15 protein-coding genes and 1 pseudogene are annotated in these 19,337 nt (G+C 65.5%); 4 read left to right on the forward strand and 12 right to left on the reverse strand.

The genetic code is table 11. From position 1 onward, the window contains the following. On the forward strand, positions 1 to 891 hold an 891-nt coding region (locus OB2597_RS01405; RefSeq protein ID WP_009803715.1), incomplete at its 5' end, for an IS30 family transposase. A gap of 67 nt (positions 892 to 958) precedes the next feature. Further along, positions 959 to 1,081, forward strand: a pseudogene (locus OB2597_RS22785) (IS30 family transposase); the annotation flags it as partial. Between the two features lie 130 nt (positions 1,082 to 1,211). On the opposite strand, the gene OB2597_RS01410 reads toward OB2597_RS22785, so the two are convergent. Both OB2597_RS01410 and OB2597_RS01415 read right to left on the reverse strand, forming a co-directional pair. Beyond that, positions 1,212 to 3,281: a hydantoinase/oxoprolinase family protein gene (locus tag OB2597_RS01410; protein WP_009803716.1), complete on the reverse strand. Its 2,070-nt coding sequence runs from the start codon at positions 3,279 to 3,281 to the stop codon at positions 1,212 to 1,214. A gap of 12 nt (positions 3,282 to 3,293) precedes the next feature. After that, on the reverse strand, positions 3,294 to 4,928 hold the full coding sequence (locus OB2597_RS01415; protein ID WP_009803717.1) for a hydantoinase B/oxoprolinase family protein: 1,635 nt from the start codon (positions 4,926 to 4,928) through the stop codon (positions 3,294 to 3,296). A gap of 143 nt (positions 4,929 to 5,071) precedes the next feature. Between OB2597_RS01415 and OB2597_RS01420 the strand changes: the two genes are divergently transcribed. After that, on the forward strand, positions 5,072 to 5,830 hold the full coding sequence (locus OB2597_RS01420) for an IclR family transcriptional regulator (RefSeq protein WP_009803718.1): 759 nt from the start codon (positions 5,072 to 5,074) through the stop codon (positions 5,828 to 5,830). A 17-nt stretch (positions 5,831 to 5,847) separates the two neighbouring features. On the opposite strand, the gene OB2597_RS01425 is transcribed toward OB2597_RS01420, so the two are convergent. The 6 genes from OB2597_RS01425 to dctP all read right to left on the reverse strand — a co-directional run bounded on the left by OB2597_RS01425 (position 5,848) and on the right by dctP (position 13,701). Next, complete coding sequence (locus OB2597_RS01425; RefSeq protein ID WP_009803719.1) at positions 5,848 to 7,146, reverse strand: aminotransferase class III-fold pyridoxal phosphate-dependent enzyme; 1,299 nt, start codon at positions 7,144 to 7,146, stop codon at positions 5,848 to 5,850. Then, entirely contained in the window at positions 7,143 to 8,765 is a 1,623-nt protein-coding gene (locus tag OB2597_RS01430; RefSeq protein ID WP_009803720.1) for a hydantoinase B/oxoprolinase family protein, read from the reverse strand. The genes OB2597_RS01425 and OB2597_RS01430 overlap by 4 nt, the downstream gene beginning before the upstream one ends. Then, positions 8,762 to 10,768 carry a hydantoinase/oxoprolinase family protein gene (locus tag OB2597_RS01435; protein ID WP_009803721.1) on the reverse strand — a complete coding sequence of 669 codons (2,007 nt, stop codon included), beginning with the start codon at positions 10,766 to 10,768 and terminating at the stop codon, positions 8,762 to 8,764. Before OB2597_RS01435 ends, OB2597_RS01430 begins: the two co-directional genes overlap by 4 nt. A gap of 30 nt (positions 10,769 to 10,798) precedes the next feature. Then, complete coding sequence (locus OB2597_RS01440) at positions 10,799 to 12,115, reverse strand: TRAP transporter large permease (protein WP_009803722.1); 1,317 nt, start codon at positions 12,113 to 12,115, stop codon at positions 10,799 to 10,801. Then, on the reverse strand, positions 12,108 to 12,617 hold the full coding sequence (locus tag OB2597_RS20775) for a TRAP transporter small permease subunit (protein WP_161601020.1): 510 nt from the start codon (positions 12,615 to 12,617) through the stop codon (positions 12,108 to 12,110). Before OB2597_RS20775 ends, OB2597_RS01440 begins: the two co-directional genes overlap by 8 nt. A 64-nt stretch (positions 12,618 to 12,681) precedes the next feature. Further along, on the reverse strand, positions 12,682 to 13,701 hold the full coding sequence (dctP, locus tag OB2597_RS01450; protein WP_009803724.1) for a TRAP transporter substrate-binding protein DctP: 1,020 nt from the start codon (positions 13,699 to 13,701) through the stop codon (positions 12,682 to 12,684). A gap of 338 nt (positions 13,702 to 14,039) precedes the next feature. Between dctP and OB2597_RS01455 the strand changes: the two genes are divergently transcribed. After that, on the forward strand, positions 14,040 to 15,362 hold the full coding sequence (locus OB2597_RS01455; RefSeq protein WP_009803725.1) for an aspartate aminotransferase family protein: 1,323 nt from the start codon (positions 14,040 to 14,042) through the stop codon (positions 15,360 to 15,362). Positions 15,363 to 15,476: 114 nt separating this feature from the next. On the opposite strand, the gene OB2597_RS01460 is transcribed toward OB2597_RS01455, so the two are convergent. Genes OB2597_RS01460 through OB2597_RS01475 form a run of 4 tightly spaced genes read right to left on the reverse strand, consistent with a single transcriptional unit; the run spans position 15,477 to position 19,236 of the window. Next, positions 15,477 to 15,878, reverse strand: coding sequence for a PaaI family thioesterase (locus OB2597_RS01460; protein WP_009803726.1), 402 nt, complete (start codon positions 15,876 to 15,878; stop codon positions 15,477 to 15,479). Next, on the reverse strand, positions 15,868 to 16,674 hold the full coding sequence (locus OB2597_RS01465; RefSeq protein WP_009803727.1) for an IclR family transcriptional regulator: 807 nt from the start codon (positions 16,672 to 16,674) through the stop codon (positions 15,868 to 15,870). The genes OB2597_RS01460 and OB2597_RS01465 overlap by 11 nt, the downstream gene beginning before the upstream one ends. Further along, on the reverse strand, positions 16,664 to 17,650 hold the full coding sequence (locus tag OB2597_RS01470; RefSeq protein WP_148234640.1) for a winged helix-turn-helix transcriptional regulator: 987 nt from the start codon (positions 17,648 to 17,650) through the stop codon (positions 16,664 to 16,666). Before OB2597_RS01470 ends, OB2597_RS01465 begins: the two co-directional genes overlap by 11 nt. 50 nt (positions 17,651 to 17,700) lie before the next feature. Beyond that, positions 17,701 to 19,236 carry a carotenoid oxygenase family protein gene (locus tag OB2597_RS01475; RefSeq protein WP_009803729.1) on the reverse strand — a complete coding sequence of 512 codons (1,536 nt, stop codon included), beginning with the start codon at positions 19,234 to 19,236 and terminating at the stop codon, positions 17,701 to 17,703. Between the last annotated feature and the right edge of the window lie 101 nt (positions 19,237 to 19,337).

Raw genomic sequence — 19,337 nt, forward strand, 5'->3', positions numbered from 1 at the left:
CGGTCGAGCGTGTATCGCGAGATCAAGCGCAACCGCTTTGCCGACGATGAGCTGCCGTATCTGAACGGCTACTATGGCATGGTCGCGCAGAAGGCCGCCCGCGACCGGCGGGCCAGGCGACGCAAGCTCATCCGGTTTCCGGAGCTGCGGAAAGCGGTGATAGCTCAGATGATGGAGGGTTGGTCGCCAGAGCAGATCGCCGGTCGCCTCCAGTTTGAAGGCCGGAGACCGCGCGTCAGCGACGAGACGATCTACACCTACGTCTTCGGCCCCGACGGCCAGTCGGCAGAACTGGCACGCCACCTGCCCAGCCGTCGCAAGAAGCGGCAGCCGCGATACGCTCGCAGGCCGAGTGGCCTTGTTTTCCCGCCGGACCGCTCGATCCATCAGCGCCCCGATCACGTGAAAATCCGCGAGACGTTCGGCGAATGGGAGGGTGACCTGATGATCTTCGAACGCGCCCAGGGCAATGCCAACATCGCCTCTCTGGTCGAACGCAAAACCCGCTTTGCCGTCTTGTTCCGCAACAACGAAAGGAGCACGACACATCTGATGAACCGGCTGATGACGGTCATGGAACCCCTGCCCCAGCCTGCCCGCCGCTCGATCACTTTTGACCGCGGGATCGAGTTCCGGAACTGGCGCAAACTGGAGCCCGGTATCGGCACCGAGGTCTGGTTCTGCGATCCACAGGCACCTTGGCAGAAAGGTTCCGTCGAGAACCTGAACAAGCGGGCGCGGCGCTACCTGCCACGGGATACGCCCGTGGCGGCGCTCTCAAATCGCAATATGAGGGCGATTTGCGACCGCCTGAACGGAACCCCCAGGAAGTGCCTCGGATGGCGTACGCCAACCGAAGCATTCAGAGAAGAGATGATGAAACTGAGATAGAGGAAACTGTCGCAACGACCCTTGAGCCCACATTGGGGCGCGCTACCTTGAAGCGCGAATCAGGGTCCGTCGGCAGCGCCGTGCGAGGAAGCGCCAGGCGCCATAGTTCGACCGCGATGACAGCATCCTGTTTTGGCCCGACGATGTCGCTCACCGTCGTCGGTTCGGGCACTGGGAACGTGATTTGATGCGTCGGGTACGTTCTGGTAGCTGACCGGCCTCGGGAACCGGCGGACCGCCAGCGTGCCGGCGGATGCCGCACCGAAGTGGTGGCATCTGCGATCCGCTCACGGCCAGGTGGTGTTCCTTCCGCGTGGCGCTCAGCCCGGCTTGGCCGCCACCGAGATGTCCAGCCAGCCTTGCGGTGTCACCGTCGCCTCGTCGCCCCGATGGAGGATAACCGTCGTCGTCTCCGCCTCGACCAGTGCGGGTCCCTGGATCCGGTGCTCCGGCGCCAGCGTCTCCATCGCATAGAGCGGCACCTCTTCGGGGCGGCCGCCGGTGAAGACGCGGCGGCGGCCGACCGGCGCGGGCAGCGATGCCCCGGCCGCAAGCGCCTCTGCCGCGGCACCGCGGGACACCTGCCCCACCAGAGCCACCCGAGCGTTGACCAGGTCGACCTCCTGATCGGGGGCCGCGAAGGTGTAGAGCTCCTCGTGCCGCCGGTGGAAGGCGCTGGTCACAGCGTCCACCAGCCCGGGCGCGCCGAAGTCGATGTGGTCCAGCGGTACGTCCACCTCGAAAATCTGTTCGCCATAGCGCATCTCGGCCGACCGCTCGACAGTCAGTGACGCGGGGTCGACGCCGGGCATGCGCGCCCGCGCCTGGGCTTCGAGCGTATCGAAGACGTCGCGCAGGGTCTCGTCGGCGAACTCCTGACCGTCCATCGGGCGGGATCGCGACATCTCGTAGCGCAAGTCCGACGCCAGCATGCCCCAGGCAGAAAGGACCGAGGCGATCGTTGGCACCACCACGCGTGCCACGCCCATTTCGCGCGCTACCTCCACGGCGTGAAGTCCCGCCGCGCCGCCAAAACTCAGAAGGGCGTAGTTGCGCGGATCGACACCGCGCCGCAGGGTCATCAACCGAATTCCGTCGGCCATCTTGACGTTGATCAGCCGGTGAATCCCCGCCGCCGTTTCCGGCAGACCCAGTCCCAGTTCCGCGCCAAGCGCGCCGACCGCGGCCTCTGCCGCCTGCAAATCCAGCGTTCCCTTGCCGGCGAAGGCCGTCGCGTCGAGATAGCCCAGGACGAGGTTCGCATCGGTGACCGTCGCCTGCGTCCCGCCCCGGCCATAACAGGCCGGTCCCGGAACCGCGCCGGCCGACTGCGGGCCCACGGTGAACCCTGTGCCGGGTCGATTCATCGCGATCGAGCCGCCGCCGGCACCGATCGACAGGATATCGTAGCTGCGCAGGGCGATCCGTTCGCCCGCCAGCCCGCGTTCCGATGTCAGCGCCACCTCGCCGTCGGTGATCAGCGAAATCTCGGTGGAGGTGCCGCCCATGTCGAAAGGAATGACGTTCCGGGCCTCGAGCAGCCCGGCACAGGCCCGCGCCCCTGCGATACCGCCTGCGGGCCCCGACAGGCAGGTGCCCGCCGCCAGCGCGATGGCATCGGCCACCTCGGTGATGCCGCCATGGGACAATATGATGTAGAGCGGCCCGTCATAGCCCGCCCCGTTCAGGCGGCCCGTCAGCCGGTCCATGTAGCGGCGCACCACCGGCCCGATATAGGCGTTCACCATGGTGGTGGAGAACCGCTCGTATTCCTTGATCTGCGGCAGCACGGTGGAGGAGACGGAGACATAGGCCTCCGGCATCACCTCGGCTACCAGTTCCGCCGCGCGGCGTTCGTGCGCGGCGTTACGGTAGCTGTGCAGGAAGCATATCGCGACGGACGTGACGCCGCGCTCCTTCAGTACCGCGATCTCCTGGCGGAGCGCGTCTTCGTCCAGCGGCGTGACGACACTGCCGTCCTGCTGGATCCGTTCCGGCACCGGACGCCGCAGGTCGCGCGGGACCAAGGGCTCGGGTGGAGGCATGAGCAGATTGTAGCGATCTGGTTTGAGACCTTCGCGCATTTCCACGATGTCGCGATGACCGGCCGTCGTCAGCATGCCGGTCAGCGCGCCCTTGCGTTCCAGCAGGGCGTTGGTCGCGACGGTCGTGCCATGGACGATCCGTTCGGTCCGGGCAAGCAGGGAGGCTAGATCGCTCTCCATCCGTTCCGCCAGCTTTTCCAGCCCGGCGAGCACGCCGACAGACTGGTCTTCGGGTGTCGAGGGGCTCTTGGCGATCACGGTGCGGCCCGCCCCGTCTATCGCGACGAAATCGGTGAAGGTGCCGCCGACGTCGATGCCGATGCTCAGTTTCTTGGACTCGGTCATGGGCTATCCTGCTCAGATAATCTCGCGATCTTCATCGCGTTTGCGGTCCTCGGCCCGGCGGTTGGCCGGGTCGCCCCATCCGCCACCGCCGGCCGAACGCACGCGGAAATGTGCGCCTTCGGGTACGGAGATCCCGAATTGCTTGGTAGCAAGCCTGGTCTCGCCCTCGTCGGTCACCATGCGGTAGTCGTGCGGCTTGCCGTCCCGCCCCCCGGCGATCCCGGCGGATCCGTGCCGCGCGCCTTCTCCCGCGGTGTGCGCATATGCCGGGACCTCGATGCGCAGGTCCAGTTCTCCGCCCAGCCCGCCGCGATAGGTGCCGTCGCCGCCCGATCCCGGCCGGAATTCGTGCCGGTCGAAGAAGAGCGGAAACCGCGCCTCGGACACTTCGACCGAGCCGAACTTGATGCCGCCGACCGTGTGCCATTCGCCCGCGCCCGACCAGCCGTCCCCCGCGGGCGAGGCGCCACCGCCGGGCCGGGCATGGAACATGTGCCAGATGAAGGGACGCCCGTTGCGCGGGTTCTGACCGGTGAACGAGATGCGGAAGCGGCGCGACCAGCCGCCCATGCAACGCTGCGGGCAGGCGGTCTGCAAGGCGCGGACCATCGCCTCCACGATTTCGTTCGATGGATGCGTGGTCGACAGGGTCACCGGCGCACCCTCTTCCGGATCGACGATGGTGCCCTTTTTCGTGGTGATATCGATCAGCCGGAACACCCCGTCGTTCTTGGGGATGTCCGCGTCGATCAGATACGCCAGCGCCATCGACACCGCCGCCTGCGTATTCGCGTGCGGCGAATTCACGAAGCTTTCCGACTGCGGATCGGAGCGCGTGAGGTCCACAGCGATCCGGCCGCCGTCGACCGTGACCGCGGCGCGGATCGCCACGTCCTGCCGTCCGCGCCCGTCGTCGTCCAGATAGGCCGTGCCCTCGTAGACGCCGTCTGGCCAACCCTCGATGATCGCCCGCGTCCGCGCTTCGGCCCCGTCGAGGATCTCCTCGATGGCGCGGTCCACCAGATCGGCGCTGAATTCGCCGTACAGCCGGTCGAGGCTGCGCCGACCCAGCCGCCCTGCCCCGATGATCGCATCCAGGTCCCCGCGGAACTCACGTGGCAGGCGGACGTTGAGCGCGATCATCTCGATCACGTCCTCACGCATCACGCCCTTCTCGGCCAGCTTCAGCGGCGGCAGGCGGAGCCCCTCATGATATATCTCGCGCGCGTCGGGATTGTAGCCGCCGTGCGTCGCGCCGCCGATGTCGCCCACATGTGCCCGGACCACGGTCCAGAGCCGCCGCTCGCCGCCGGCAAACACCGGCACGAAGACGGTCACATCCGGCAGGTGGCTTCCGCCGTGATAGGGATCGTTCAGCACGAAGACATCGCCCTCGTGCACGTCGTCGCCGAACCGGGCCTCGAGCGCCCGCACCGCCGCCGGCAGGGCGCCCACGTGGACGGGGATGTGGTCGGCCTGCGCGATCAGGCGGCACTGTCGGTCCACGATGCCCATCGAGAAATCGCGGCTCGAATTCAGGATTTGACTGTAGGCGGTGCGCAGCATGGCCTCGCCCATTTCCTCGACGATGGCGCTCATCCGGTGCTGGATCACCGAGCGCGTGATGGGGTCGATCTGGTCGCTCATGACATGTCCTTTCCGGGCACAGCGGCCCCGTGGTGCCGAACGGAGAGTGGCGAAGGCTTGACCTTTGCTTCCGATTTTCGGAATGAGTTCCAGAATTCGAAACCCCCTGCCGGGATGCGCCGGCCGGGCCGGGAGGATCCACCGTGACAGGACAGACGAGCAAACCGCTGGAGCGCTATTTCTCTACCCTCGAGCTTCTGGCAGAGGTTCCCGCGGGCATGACGCTGGTGAAAATTGCAGAGCGGCTCGACCTGCCGGGCGCGACGGCACACCGGGTGATCAAGGCGTTGATGGAGGCGCAACTCGTCGCGCGCGGCGCCAGTGACCGGCATTACGTGCTGGGTCCCCGCGCGCGGCGCTTCGGCACTGCGACCATTTCCGGGAGCACGCTGGAGGACCGTATCGGCAATATCGTCGATGCGCTGTCCCAGAAGCTCGGCCAGACGATCTTTATCGTCCGGCTCACCACCAACGTGGCCGAGACGATCCTTGTGCGCGAGCCCGCCTCCGGCGAAGCCATCGTACACCCCGGTCGCGTCATGGCGCTGCATGCGGGGGCCACCGGCAAGGCGATCCTGGCCTATCAGACCGAGGCGACCGTCGAGGCCTTCCTCAAGACGCCTCTGAAGCGGTTCACCGAGAACACCAAGGTCACGCGGGACGAGATTCTCACCGAGCTCGAGCATGTCCGCGGCGAGCGCTTCGCCATCTGCGACAACGAGATGGACAGCGGCGTGCTCAGCTATGCCACGCCGATCATGGCGGCGGACGGATCCGTTTCCCTCGCGCTTGGAACCTGCGGCCTCAAATCGCGCTTCACGACCCCCGGTCGCGACGAGGTGCGCGAGATGCTGATCGCGAGCGCGGCCCGCATTTCCCGACGTCTCGGCAACGTGGCCTGACTGAGAAGACCGGGCCATCACGTCGCCTCGTACAGGGCATCGGCGATCTCCAGTCCGGCCTCCAGCGCATCGATAATCTCGTGGATCTCCGGCTCGCTCACGATGAGCGGCGGCGCGATGAAGACCTGCGTCTCCTCGCCGCTCGTCGCCAGCATCACGCCCTTCTCGGCGGCGCGGGCCACGACCTTGGTGGCCAGCGGCACCTCGCTCGTATTGGCATAGAAGCTGCGCCAGTCGGGGCCGTGCATCTCGACCGTCCAGTGCAGACCGTTCCCGTCGATCCGTGCCACGCTGGGATGCCGGTCGTACAGCTCGGCCATCCGGGCCTCGACCACCTTTTCCATCCTGCGTACATGGACGAGCAGGTGTTCGTCCCTCAGCACCTTCAGATACGCGCGGATGCACGCCATGGTCACCGGATGGCCGCGGAAGGTCGAATAATTGCGCCAGGACATGCCTTGCAGGTTGTCGACCAGCTCCTGCGAGAAGATGACCGCGCCCACGGGCGAGCCGCCGCCCGCCAGCCCCTTGCCCATCACGACGATGTCCGGCCGCTCCGTGCCCGCCTGAAACGAGAACATCTGCCCGAAGCGGCCCGCCCCCGTCACCGTCTCATCCGCGATCCAGAGTGATCCCGCCTCGCGGCAGGCCCTGGCCGCCAGGTCCTGGTACTCCGGATCGTGGTAATAGCCGCCCTGGGTGTAGTCGATCAGAGTAGCAGAGACATCCGTCAGCAGTTCGGCCGCGTCCTTCAACCGCTCCGCTGCTGTTTCGTTCGTCCCGGGGTCGCCGAACTTGGCGCCCAGGGGCGCGGGCAACTGGCGGACCGGGAAAGGGGTCGGCGCGGGTTTCGAAGGCTGGTCCAGAACGGCCAGACCGCCATGCCACTGCGGTTGCACTGTGGCACTGCGCGACAGGCCCGCGAACCCATGATACGCGCGTTCGCGCGTGGCGATGGCAGAGCGTCCGGTATAGGCCTGGGCAAAGCTGAGAGCCATGTCGTTGGCCTCGCTCGCGCTCAGGCAGAACCGCACGGCACCGGCCCAGTCCTCGCCGGCGAAACAGGTCTCGAAAAGCTCGTCGCCCGCCTGCTCGCGCTCGATCCAGGGCCACCCCTCGTTGATCACGGGCAGTTCGGCGGCATGATGCAGCGCCTTGATCATCTTGGGGTGCCGGTGACCCAGAGGACCGCCGGTGTTCGATCCGTCCAGCATCCAGCGGCCGTCTTCCAGCCTGATCCGCACGCCTTCGCCACCCACCACGCGGGGCGCCGGCTTGCCACCGGCGATCAGGCTTGTCTGAAGCAGTCTGCTCATCCCTTGTCTCCTTCGGTTTCGGGCGCGCCATAGCCGCCGCCGCCCGAGGCGCGGACGGTGACCACGTCGCCGGCATTGATCCGGAGGTTCGCGCGGCCGGGCAGCGCGGTTTCGCTCGGTTCGCCTGCGCGCTGCAGTACCATGGCGAAGGGCGCGCCCGGCTCTCCGCCCTGCAGCCCGTAGGGCGGTACGTCGCGGCGATCGAACATCGTCGTCAGTGACACATCGTCGACGCGCATCCGGTAGGCCCGTTCCTGGCCGAGACCGCCGGGAAACCTGCCGGCGCCGCCCGACCCCTGCCGCAGCTTCTGAAACACGACGTCTATGGGATATTCCGTCTCGATCACCTCGGCGGAGGTGTTCATCACGTTGGCCATGTGCACCCGGATCACATCCGCACCGGAACGGTGCGCGCGTCCGCCCTCGCCTCCGCCATGGGTTTCGTACAGCGAGACCCATGTCCCGTCAGACCGCTGAGCCCCGAAGATGGCGAGTCCGGCAGTGGTCGGCCCCCCCGCCGTCAACCGCTCGGGCACGCAGTGTTCCAGCGCCTTCAGGGCGGCGTCCGCGATACGCTGGCAGGTCTCGTGGTTGCCGCCCACCACCGGCTTGTCGTCCCGCGCATCGCATATCGATCCGGGTCGGGTGAGGACCTGCACCGGACGGTAGCACCCGCCGGAGGGCTGTATGTCCGGCCCGCAGACCGCCTTGACGACATAGTAGGCCGACGCGGCGGTTATGTAGCGCGTGGTATTGATCGGCTCCGCCACCTGGTCGTCCGACGCGGTATAGTCAAAGACGATCTCCTCGTCCTTCACCTCCAGTCGCACCCGGATCATGGCGCCGGGCGTTGTTCCATCCGGCCCGTCCATTGCGTCCTCGCCTTCGTAGACACCGTTCGGCAGCTCGCGGATGGCCGCGCGCATCTGGCGTTCGGCCCCGTCATGCAGGGCGGCGAATGCGGCCTCGACGAAATCCGCGCCCCATCTGCGGAACATCTCCTGCAGTTTGCGCTCGGCGGTGCGGGTGGCGGAAATCTGCGCCAGCACGTCGCCCCGGCAATCCTCGGGCGTGCGAACGTTGGCCAGCACCAGAGCCAGCTTTTCCTCGTCGAGCACGTCACCGGCGACGACACGCAGGGGCGGAATGCGCAGCCCTTCCTGCCAGCAGTCGGTCGCTGCCGCGAAATAGCTGCCTGGAGCGCCGCCGCCGATATCCCCCCAATGGGCGAGGCTGATGGCGAAGGCGCGGATCCGGCCGCCCTCGAACACCGGTCTGATGCATTTCACATCCGGCAGGTGGTTGCCGCCGATCGAGGGCAGATTCAGCATCCAGACATCGCCCGGCTGCAGCTTCTCCTTCGGCACGAGCTTCAGGAACTCCGGCACGGTAAAGCTCATCACCCCCATGTGCATCGGGATGTCCTGCCCCTGGGCGATCTGCGCGCCATCGGCATCGGCGAGGTTTGAGGAGAGATCCCCTGCCTCCCGCAGAACCGGCGACCGGGCCGAGCGCATGACGGTCAGGGACATCTCCTCCGCGATGGATGAGAGACCATTTCGGATCACCTCCACCATGAAGGGATCGACCTGCGGGGTGACGTTGGTTTCGGCGTTCATTCTTCGCGGACCTCGATATGGACATGGCCGTGGCGGTCGGCGTGGAACCGGTCGCCGGGCGGGATCACGATGGTGGACCAGTCGTCCTCGACGATGGCGGGGCCGTCCATGACCTCGCCGGCGGGCAAAGCGGCACGGTTCAGAACCTGCGTCTCCACCGCGCCGACGCCCGGGAAATGGCAGGGGCGCGAGGATGTAGCCGTCACGGATCCGCTCTCCTGTCCCGGTGCGGCAATGACTTTGCGGTGGCTGTCTTCGGCGGTGGTGCGGACCGCCGAAAGCTCCCACTCCTCGTCGGTGGCGAAGCCGAACAGCGCCTCGTGCATCGCCTTGAACTGACGGCCGAGCGCCTGCGGGTCATCCAGCGCGGGATCGGCAACCGGCACCTCGTGGCTCTGCCCGCGGTAGCGCAGCAGGGCGACTTCGCTGATGTCGCAAGCGCCGAGGTTCTTTCCGGCCTCGCGTATCGGTCCCGTCACGGCCTCCGCCAGTTCGTCGCGGATCTGCGCGATGGCCGCGGCGTCCCAGGCGTCGCTGGACATATTCACCGTACGCTGCTGGCTGAGGCTCATCTGAGAAGCCACGCAGCCATGCGCGGAATAGCTGGAGGAGAATGCCGGGCAGACGACGTTGCGGATACCGTAATGCCGCGCGACGAAGGCTGCGTGCATCGGGCCACCGCCGCCATAGGCGATCAGCGTGCAGTCGCGCCCGTCGACACCGCGTTCGACCGTGACCTTGTTCAGCGCCCGCGCCATGTTCGAGTGGGCGACCTGAAGGATACCCGCAGCCGCCTCTTCGACCGTGACGCCGACGTCTGCGGCAATCGGTGCGACGGCCGCCTTTGCGAGGTCGTGGTCCAGCCTGATCGCGTTGCCCAGAACCTTGTTCGGCGCGAGATAGCCCATCAGGATATTGGCATCGCTGACCGTCGGTTCCGTTCCGCCGCGCCCGTAACAGGCGGGTCCCGGCTGGGCACCGGCGCTGCGCGGTCCGACCTGCATGACGCCCTGGTCGATCCGCGCGATCGATCCGCCCCCCGCGCCGATGGAATGGACCGAGACCATGGGCATGCGTATGCGCCGCTCTCCCAGTTCCCGATCCGAGGAAATCTCAGCCCGACCGTCCAGCACGAGACAGCAATCGGTCGTCGTTCCTCCCATGTCGAATGTCAGTGCGCGGTCGATACCGAGGGTCTTCATCGTGGCGACCGTGGCACTTACGCCCGCTGCGGGGCCGGACATGGCCAGCAGCAGCGGTTGCTGCGCAATGATCGGCGTGGCGGCCATGCCGCCCGCGGAATGAAAGAAGGTCAGATTGCTGCTCGCCGGCTTCTGCGCATCGATCCGCTTGAGATAACTGTCGACCCGCCCGATCACCGCCGCCGACAGGATCGTCGTATTGCTGCGCTCGTATTCGCGGATCTCCGGGCTGATCTCGTGACTCAGGCAAACATGCTCCACGACTTCTTGAAGCGCCCTGCCCAATTGCAGTTCATGTATCGAATTGCGATAGCCGTGCAACAGGCAGACGGCGACGGCACGCACGCCGCTGGCCTTCACCTGTGCCACGACGCGGGCGATCTCGTCTTCCGTCAGAGGGCAGACGACGCCCCCCATGTGGTCGATGCGTTCCGCCACCTCGAAGCGCCGGTCGGCTGGGACCAGAGGGGGCTGCTTCGGCAGCCGGTCCATGTGGTAGATATGCTTGCGCCGGACCCGGCCGATGGCAATCGTGTCGCCGAAACCCATGGTCGACACCAGTGCCACTTCGTCGATCCGGTTCTCCACGATGGCGTTCGTCACCATCGTCGTGCCGTGCGTCAGGTCCTCGACATCCTCCCATGTCAGCCCCACGGCGCCGATGGCTCCGACCAGCGCCGTGATCGGGTCGTTGTAATGGGAGGGCACCTTGCCCGACCGGACTTCGCCGGTCGCGGGGTTGGAGGCGACCACATCCGTGAAAGTGCCGCCGATATCGATGCCGAGCTGCCAGTCGCTCATGTCGAGGTCCTTCTGAAGTATTGGGGTGAGCTAGCCGAACAGTTGGTCGGGCAGCCACGTCACGATGCCGGGGAAGATCATGCACAGCGCGAGGGCGATCAGCATGAGCAGCAGGAACGGCACGACAGATCGGTAGATGTCGACCATCCTGACCGACTTCGGCGCCACCGCGCGTATGTAGAAAAGGTTGTATCCGAACGGCGGGCTGAGAAATCCCATTTCCATGTTGATGATGTAGAGGACGCCGAACCATACAGGGTCGAAGCCGAGCGCGCTGGCGATCGGCAGGAAGATCGGGGCGGTGATCAGGATGATCCCGGTGCTGTCCAGCACCATGCCCATGACGAGCAGCGTCAACTGCATGCAGATCAGGATGATCCAGGGATTGGCGTCCAGGCCCAGCACGGCTTCTTCGATCACCCGCGCCGCGCCCATGGCGGTGTAGAAATTGGCCAGCGCCGAGGCGCCGATGATGATCCAGAAGATCATGCAACTCAGCGAGAGGGTTTCCTGTAGCGCCTCTCCCATGACCTTGCCGGTCATCTGGCCGCGCAGCGCCGCCAGCAGCATGGCGCCCGCGGCGCCTACGGCCGCGGATTCCGAGATCGAGGCGTAGCCACCCAGGATCGAGCCCAGGACCAGCACGATCAGCACGAAGGGCAGCACGATGCCGCGCAGCGCCTTCAGCTTGCTGGGCCGGGGAAGCCCGGTATCCTCGGGAATGCCCCCTACGGTTTCCGGCCAGCGCCAGCCGCAGAAGAGGATCCACAGGCTGAATAGCCCTGCGATCAGCAGCCCGGGCCCGACGCCTCCGGCATAGAGCTGGCCGATGGATGTCCCGGTCACGAGACCGTAGACGATCATGGTGATCGACGGCGGAATGAGTATGCCCAGCGACCCGCCCGCCGCGACCGAGCCGACGGCCAGCCCCTTGGAATATCCGCGCGCCAGCATGGCGGGAATGGCGATCACCCCCATTGCGATGGTCGCGGCCCCGCTTATCCCTGCCATGGCGGCAAAGATCGTGCAGATCACGATAGTGCCTACCGCCAGCCCGCCGCGCAGCCGGCCGAAGAGGACCTGCATCGTGTCGTACATGTCCTCGGCGATCTTCGACCTCTGGAGGACAGTGGCCATCAAGACGAAGAGCGGCACGGCGAGGTATTCGAAACTCGAGGTGACGGCGAAGGATCGCACCGGCAGCAGGTTGATCGCCGCGTCGGACCAGAAGAAGTGGATGAAGACCACCGTCAGCCCGCCGAGGGCGATGGCGATCGGCACGCCGAGCCCCAGCACCGTGATCATCGAGCCGAATAGGAGGATGGTGAGGAGCGCCTGTTCAGACATCCGCGGCCCCCGCTCTGACGTCCACCCAAAGCTTCAGTACATGGGATATCCACGCCAGACCCAGCAGGGCCGAACCCAGCGGGATCAGCGCCTTCGCGACCCACACCGGCCCGTCCCAGGAGCCGGTGGCCGAAACCTCGCCGGTATTGAACGACTTCATGGCGAAATTGGAGCCCAGCCAGACCATCGCATAGAGGAAGCATGCCATCAGCGCGGTGCTCAGCACCGTGTCCAGCAGCGCCTTGGCGCGGGGGCCGTAGTGGTCGTAGGCAGCATCGACCCGCACGAACTCCCCGCGCATCAGCGTCGGCGGTCCGCCCAGAGAAACCACGGCGACCAGCAGCCACGAGGCCAGGTCCTCGACGAAGGTCAGCGATCTGCCGACAACGGCCCGATAGCCGATTTCGGCCAGGATCAGGACGAGGATGATCGGAACGAGCATCATGGCCAGCCGGCCCAGCCAGATCATGATCGTGTCTATTATGCGGATGATCCGGGTCATAGGCGCATGGTCCACCAACATGGGGCCGCCACTGGAAGGCGGCCCCGTTTTTCCACTTCGGCGATCAGCGACCCAGCTTCGCCATGTAGTCTTCCAGCATCTTGACGGCCTTGGCGGTCAATTCGTCCTCTTCGGCGTAGGCTTTCCAGAGGGTCTTGGCCTTGGCCTCCATCTCGGCCCATTCGGCATCGGGGATGGTCGTGACCTCGACACCGGCTTCCTTCATCTGGTTCAGGGCATCGGCATCGTTCAGTGCGGTGAGGGACATGTACTTGAAAGACGACAGCTTGGCGGCTTCCTCGACGACGGCCTTCAGATCATCGGGCAGGCTGTTCCAGACACCCGTGTTCATCGCGAAGAAGTTGTTCGGCACCGGCATCGGCGAGTTGCTCAGGTAGTATTTCGCGACCTCGTGGTAGGAGCTCTTGAAATTGCCTGCCGGGCTCGACCAGCGGGCGGCGTCCAGGACGCCCGTGGCCAGCGCGGTGTAGATCTCGCTGCCGCCCATGAAGACCGGAGAGGCGCCAAGCGACTCGAACCATTCTGCCTCCAGCCCGAAGGTCCGGATTTTCAGCCCTTCGAAATCGGCGGCCGAGGTGATCGGCTCTTTCGACATGATGTCCCAGGACGAGGACAACTGCGGCGCGACGTAATGGACGTCCTGCTTGGCAAAGGCCTCGCGGACCACGTCGATGAAGCCTTCCTCGTAGAAGAAGGTGTAGCGTTCCAGCGGCGTGCGAAGCGATCCCGGCACGCCCGTCTCGAGATTGGCGATGGGGCCCATCTTGCCCGCGAAGTAGCCACCCGTGAGAACGGCGAGGTCGGCGATGCCGAGGCTGATGGACTCAAGTCCGTCCGCCAGCGGGAACAGCGCGCCGCCGGGGAACATCTCGATCTCGATCCGGCCGCCGCTCATCCTGTTGACATTCTCGGCGAAGTCCTCCGCCGCGATGTAGCCCGGCTCGCCCGGGTTCAGGTTCGACTGCATCTTCCAGGAGAAGTCGGCAGCAAGGGCGAAGGTCGCCGTTCCAGTCAGGGCCAGCACTGCGGCAGAGAGGCCGGACAGTTTACGCATAAAGGTCATTTTGGTCTCCGTTCGGTCTGGTCTGGGTGACGCCTTCGGCGGCGCTGCCCGGGGCTCAATGGGATTTGAAACATTCCGATTATTGGAACACAATTCCTATTTTCGAGATTACGGGATTTGTGCATTCTGTCAAACGTTACGCTCACGATTGCCCGGATCGCGGGTAGGAACAGGCTGGAGAACGATGAGAATTTGGGCGGGGACCCGATGAAAGAATTACCGGCCCGTCGCGACGCCGCACAGCGTGGCTTTTGGAAAGATACAGGAAAACCGGTGGGTTATCCGGCTCAGACGCCGGAAACGCTTGACCACCCCAAACTGCGAAAGGACGAAACTACATGACCGACTCACCCAAGTCCCGCGATCTCTATGAACGTGCTAAACGTGTGATGCCCGCAGGAAACACCCGTCATACGGTCTACCGACAGCCCTACCAGGTCTATGCCGCCAGTGGAGACGGCTGCCGGATCACCGATGTCGATGGCACCGTGCGAATCGATGCCACCGGCAATTTCACCTCGCTGATCCACGGCTACGGCAACCCCCGTATCCGCGAGGCCGCGATCGGCCAGATCGAGACGGGCACCTGTTTCGGCATGCCCACGCCGGGAGAGGTGCGCCTGTCCGAGATCCTCGCCGAGCGGCTGCCGGCGGTCGAACAGGTCCGCTATTGCAATTCGGGGACCGAGGCTGTGATGAATGCCATCAAGGTCGCCCGCGCCTACACCGGCCGCCGGGTCCTGGCGAAGGTCGAGGGCGCCTACCACGGCACATACGACCCGGCGGAAACCAGTCAGGACGCCCGACCCGAAAGCTGGGGCGACGCCGACACGCCCGCCTCGGTCGCCACGGCACGTGGCACGCCGCAGGGCGTGCTCGACGATGTCGCGGTCATTCCGTTCAACGATGCGGCCCGCGCCGAACGCATCCTGCGTGCCAAGGGCAACGACCTCGCCGCGGTTCTGGTCGATGCCATGCCGAACCGTGCCGGACTGATCCCGGCCAGCGACGAATTTCTGTCGATGCTGCGTCGCGTGACGCGCGAGATGGAGGCGCTGCTCATCCTGGACGAGGTCATTACCTTCCGCCTCGGCTACCACGGGGCTCAGGGTCGCTTCGGGGTCGATCCCGACCTGACGGCGCTTGGCAAGGTCATCGGCGGCGGCTTTCCCGTGGGCGCCATCGCCGGAAAGGCCGAATACCTGTCTGTCTACGATCCCTCCGAGGGCCGGCCAGCAGTCCAGCATGGCGGCACCTTCAGCGCCAACCCGGTGACCATGGCCTCGGGCATCGCCGCGCTGGAAGAACTGACCCCGGCCACCTTCGACCACCTCGAGTCGCTGGGAGAGCAGTTCGCCAAGGGCGCCGCCGATTGTTTCGCCCGTCACGGAGTGAAGGCGCAGGTGACCGGCCTCGGGTCCCTTCGCCGCATCCATATGACCGACGCATCGCTCACGGATTTCCGTTCGCTCTTCGCCACGCCCGATGCGGCTCAGCAGGTCGCCGATCTTGCCAGGGCGGTGTTCGACGAAGGTGTCCTGATGGCGGCGAACGGCCTGATGGCCTTCTCGACCCCGATGACCCGAGACGATATCGAAGAGATTCTTTCGGCCTTCGATCGCGCGCTTCCCCGGGTTCTGGATGGATCCGACCGCGGCTGAGCCCCTGGCTCAGCCCGTCGCGGCAAGCCCGCTCCGGCACGCACGCTAGTGAATCGCGCCAATGGCTGCCGCGGCGGGTCCGACGCCCCTATCGCGAGGCGAAAGACGACCGCGTCAGCCCAGCAGCCGGAACGTGCCGCTGGCCCGGACCAGCAGGTTGCCCAGGTCGTCCCGTATGTCGCCTTCGGAAAAGTAGATGCGGCGGCCACCGCCTACGACGCGGCCCTCTGCGATCAGCCTGGTGCCCTTGGGCTGGCCCAGGAAACTGGTGTTGAGCGTCAGCGTGACCGCCGGCAGGATCCGGTCTCCGCCGCCGAAACACCCGGCCGCGCCGAGCGCGCTGTCCAGCATGCTGGAGTAGACCCCGCCATGCGGTATGCCGACCAGGTTCAGATGGGCGTCGCGGATCTCCAATTCGAAACGCGCGCGCCCCTTCTCGAACAGGGTCTTGCGGAAGCCAAGCAGGGACTGGAACGGGTAGGCCGCCGCGAAAGCGGTGTCATGATCATTTTGCATCGGTGTTCTGCCTCAGGCTCAGGTTGGCCGCCGCCGTCAGAAGCCGGTCGCCATGTTCGGCGATGAGAGTTTCCGGCGGGTTGAAAAAGCTCAGGCCCCCGACATTCAATGCAAGATTGCGGGACCTGTCCGGCAGGACGACCGGCGCGGCGATGCCGTGGATTTCCTTGCGCCAGTCACCGAACGAGGTGCAGTAGCCGTAGGCGGCATAATCCTCTCGCGCCTTGGCCAGCCAGCGCCCCAGCTTCTCGCGGGTGTCGAGCCGGGCGCGGTGACGGGCACGGTCCAGCAGGTCCTCCTGCTTGTCTTCCGACAGCGCCATCAGGGCGGCTCGTCCGATTGCAGTCGCGAAGAGCGGAGCTTCTCCGCCGAGGTTGAAGCTGAGCGCCAGCGCCCGCGGCTTTCGGTAGGTGGCGAGGTAGATCATCGACAGGTTGTGCCGTTCGCTCAGACCGCCGGCGACGTTGGCATTGTCCGAGACACACATCTCTTCCAGTTCGCGCATCGCGCGGTCCTGCAGATCGGTGGCGACCGCCGCGCTCAGCCCCAAGGTCATCGCGCCCGCGGCCAGACGATATTCGCCGGTGGAGTCCACGAGGGCGAGACAGCCCAGCTTGCACAGGGTATGGGTCAGACGGGTCACGGTGGCCTTGGGAATACCGGTATGTGCGGCCAGTTCCTGATTGCTGAGCGTGATGTCCGCGCGGCGAAAGGCGCGCAGAACGCCGATACCGCGCGCCAGAGCGCTGACGAACTTTGGATCGGATTCGTCTTCGGGCAGGCCGTCACCCTTCATCCTGTCGCTCCCCTGCCTGGTTCGGCCCCTCGTTCGCATCTCGGCCGTGCGGAACCACCCGGACGGACCGGCCGTCAACCCAGCCGTTGCAATGGTCGCAGCGGTAGCGCCCAGACAGGAGGTTGCCGCAGGCGTGGATCCGGACCTCGGGCGGCGGGTTTCCCCTGTTGCACCAGCGGTCGCCCCAGGCGGCGATGCTCAGGATGAGAGGCCAGAAATCCTCGGCACGTTTGAGCATGTGAAACGTGGACCGGCGTCCGCTTTTGGATTCTTCGACGAGGCCCAGTTCGCGCAGCATGTTGAGCCGGTTGCGCAGCACCGGCTGGCCGATCTGCAGGTCCCGGGATAGCGCCAGAAGGTGGAGCGGCCCCTGCGCCAGCCGATAGAGGATTTCGTTGCACACGATGTCGCCTACGAGAGAGGCGGCGATCATCCCGCTGCTTTCGGTACTGGCGGCGGTAACGGCTTGATCGTTGCGGCGTGACAGTCGCGGACGCGGTTCGGGATCGACCTGTTCGGGCTGCGTGCGCTGGATTGTCATGTTCCCGGGCGTGACCGGACCATCGCAGGCGGTGCAGCAATAGGTCGCCTTGAGCACCTGCCCGCAGGCGACGTGGACCAGATCGAAGGGAAGGGCCTCGACCGGGCCCGGGTTGGCCCGATGCCACAGCCAGACCGAATACATCGCGTCCCGCAGATCGAAAGTCTTGGCAGTCGGAACGTAGAGCACCGTCCCCGCGTTCGCGTTCACGTAGGAGCGGTAGAGCATCTCGTGCTCGCAAAGACTCGCCAGCCGCAGCGACAGGGTCTGCTTGGGAATGTTCAGGTTCCGCTGGAAATCGCCGAACCGCCGGGTGCCGTTGAAGGCATCCTTCAGGATCAGCATCGTCCAGGGATCGCCCAGCACGCCGAGCGCTCGGCGCAGGGAGGTCGAGGCAGGACGGGAGACGGCATCGGCGTCGAAATCGACTTTCATGCGCACAGAATTGCCGCCGTCCCCGGCCGGTTTCAAGGCCGATGCGGCGGTCAGGCCGCCCAAAGGTCCGACCCGTCGACCCAGGTCGTGTGGAAGCCGATGCTGATCCGGCGCGGAATTTTAACCCGGGCGATCGGGCGGGTTATGTCGGCAGCGTCGAAGATCAGGCAATGCGATTGCCAGGTGTTGCTGTCGGTCGTGAAGATCACCGGATAGGCGCGCGTCTCGTCGGCGCCCTTGCCGCTGCCCTGCGCCGCCGCCACCGGCGCCTCGGAACCATAGACTCCTTCGCCATAGTCGTAGCGCTGCGTCTCGCCGGTTTCGAGATCATAGCGCATCAGGCCGTTGAAGGTCTGGCATCGTCCCTCCAGTGTCCCGTCCTGCGGCACCGGGATGATCTGGTTAAAGCTGTAGCGGGTCTTGCGGCCGAGCATATGGGTGTTGACCGTCGGAAACTCGGTATTCGCCTCGTCGATCATCCCCTCGCGGGTCTCTCCGGTCTTCACGTTGAACGACCAGCGATAGAGGACATGGCTGCGGCGGCGGTAGGCCATCATGGATGCGAGGTGGTGGTCGCGCCCGTCCTTCTGCGGCATCGGGTCGTCCTGCCGGCAGCCGATCATGTGCACCCAGTCGCCCTCTTCCCAGCTGTTGGAAACGTGCAGGATGTAGCAGGGCTCGGCCTCGAACCACTGCACCTTGTCGGACCGGCCGAAGCGGTCGATCAGGCCGAAGCGGGCCGGCACGTCGCGGTGGAACCCCATGACCCGGCGGCCGTGCGCCTTGAGGATATCGACGTCGTGATAGAACGGCAGGTCGTGCAAGATGGCGTAGTTTTCCGTCAGGCCCATGTCATGCGGCGACCGGGGTCCGTTGAGGTCGATGTCGATGTCGAACTTCAGGTTTCCTTCGGCGTCGGCCATGCCGTAACTCATGTAGGGCGGCTGGTCCTGGTAGTTGAAGAAGAACAGCTCGCCCGTCAGCGGATCGGTCTTGGAGTGAGCCGAGAGGGAATGCTTGAGCTTACCCTTCAGGTTCTCGCGGCCCGTGGTCTCGAGCGTCAGGGGATCCACCTTGTAGGGATCGCCCGCCATGTACCACAGGGACAGAAGATTGCCGTTGTGATAGATGATGTCGGTGTTCGAGACGTCCTTGATCGGCGATCCGGGGAGGCGGAAATCATACGGCCCGGCCAGTCCCGGCCAGATCGCCTTGCCGGCTTTTTCCTCGACGATGAAGGCGCCGTTGCGCAGGTAGCGCTGACGGAACGTCGCCTTGCCATCGCGGAAGTAGATGGCCCGAAGCTGCGCGTCGCCGTCATAGTAGTGGTACTTCTTGTTGACCGGTTCGAAGCGCTGCGAGGGGCCGTTCATCACGTAGGCCCCGCAAAGATCCGTCGGGATCTCGCCTTCGACCTCGAGGTCCTCGGAATCGTACTCGACATCCGAGGGCGCGAATGCGCCGTGCAGGTAGGGGTGGTCGTAATCCCAGATCCAGTCAGGAGCATCCGGCGGCGGAGTTCCGTCCGGCGCGAACATGCGCACGTTGGCCTTGGTGACGGCAAGCGGTGTGTGATCGTCGGACATGGGATCCTCGGCTTTTGATTGCTTAACTAGACTATCATTCGGCGCGCCCCAATGCAAGCGCCGTCGATCACAGGGCGTATAGGCAAAAAGATCACGATATT

It is taken from the genome of Pseudooceanicola batsensis HTCC2597, assembly GCF_000152725.1.
GTDB classification, from domain to species: Bacteria; Pseudomonadota; Alphaproteobacteria; order Rhodobacterales; family Rhodobacteraceae; genus Pseudooceanicola; species Pseudooceanicola batsensis.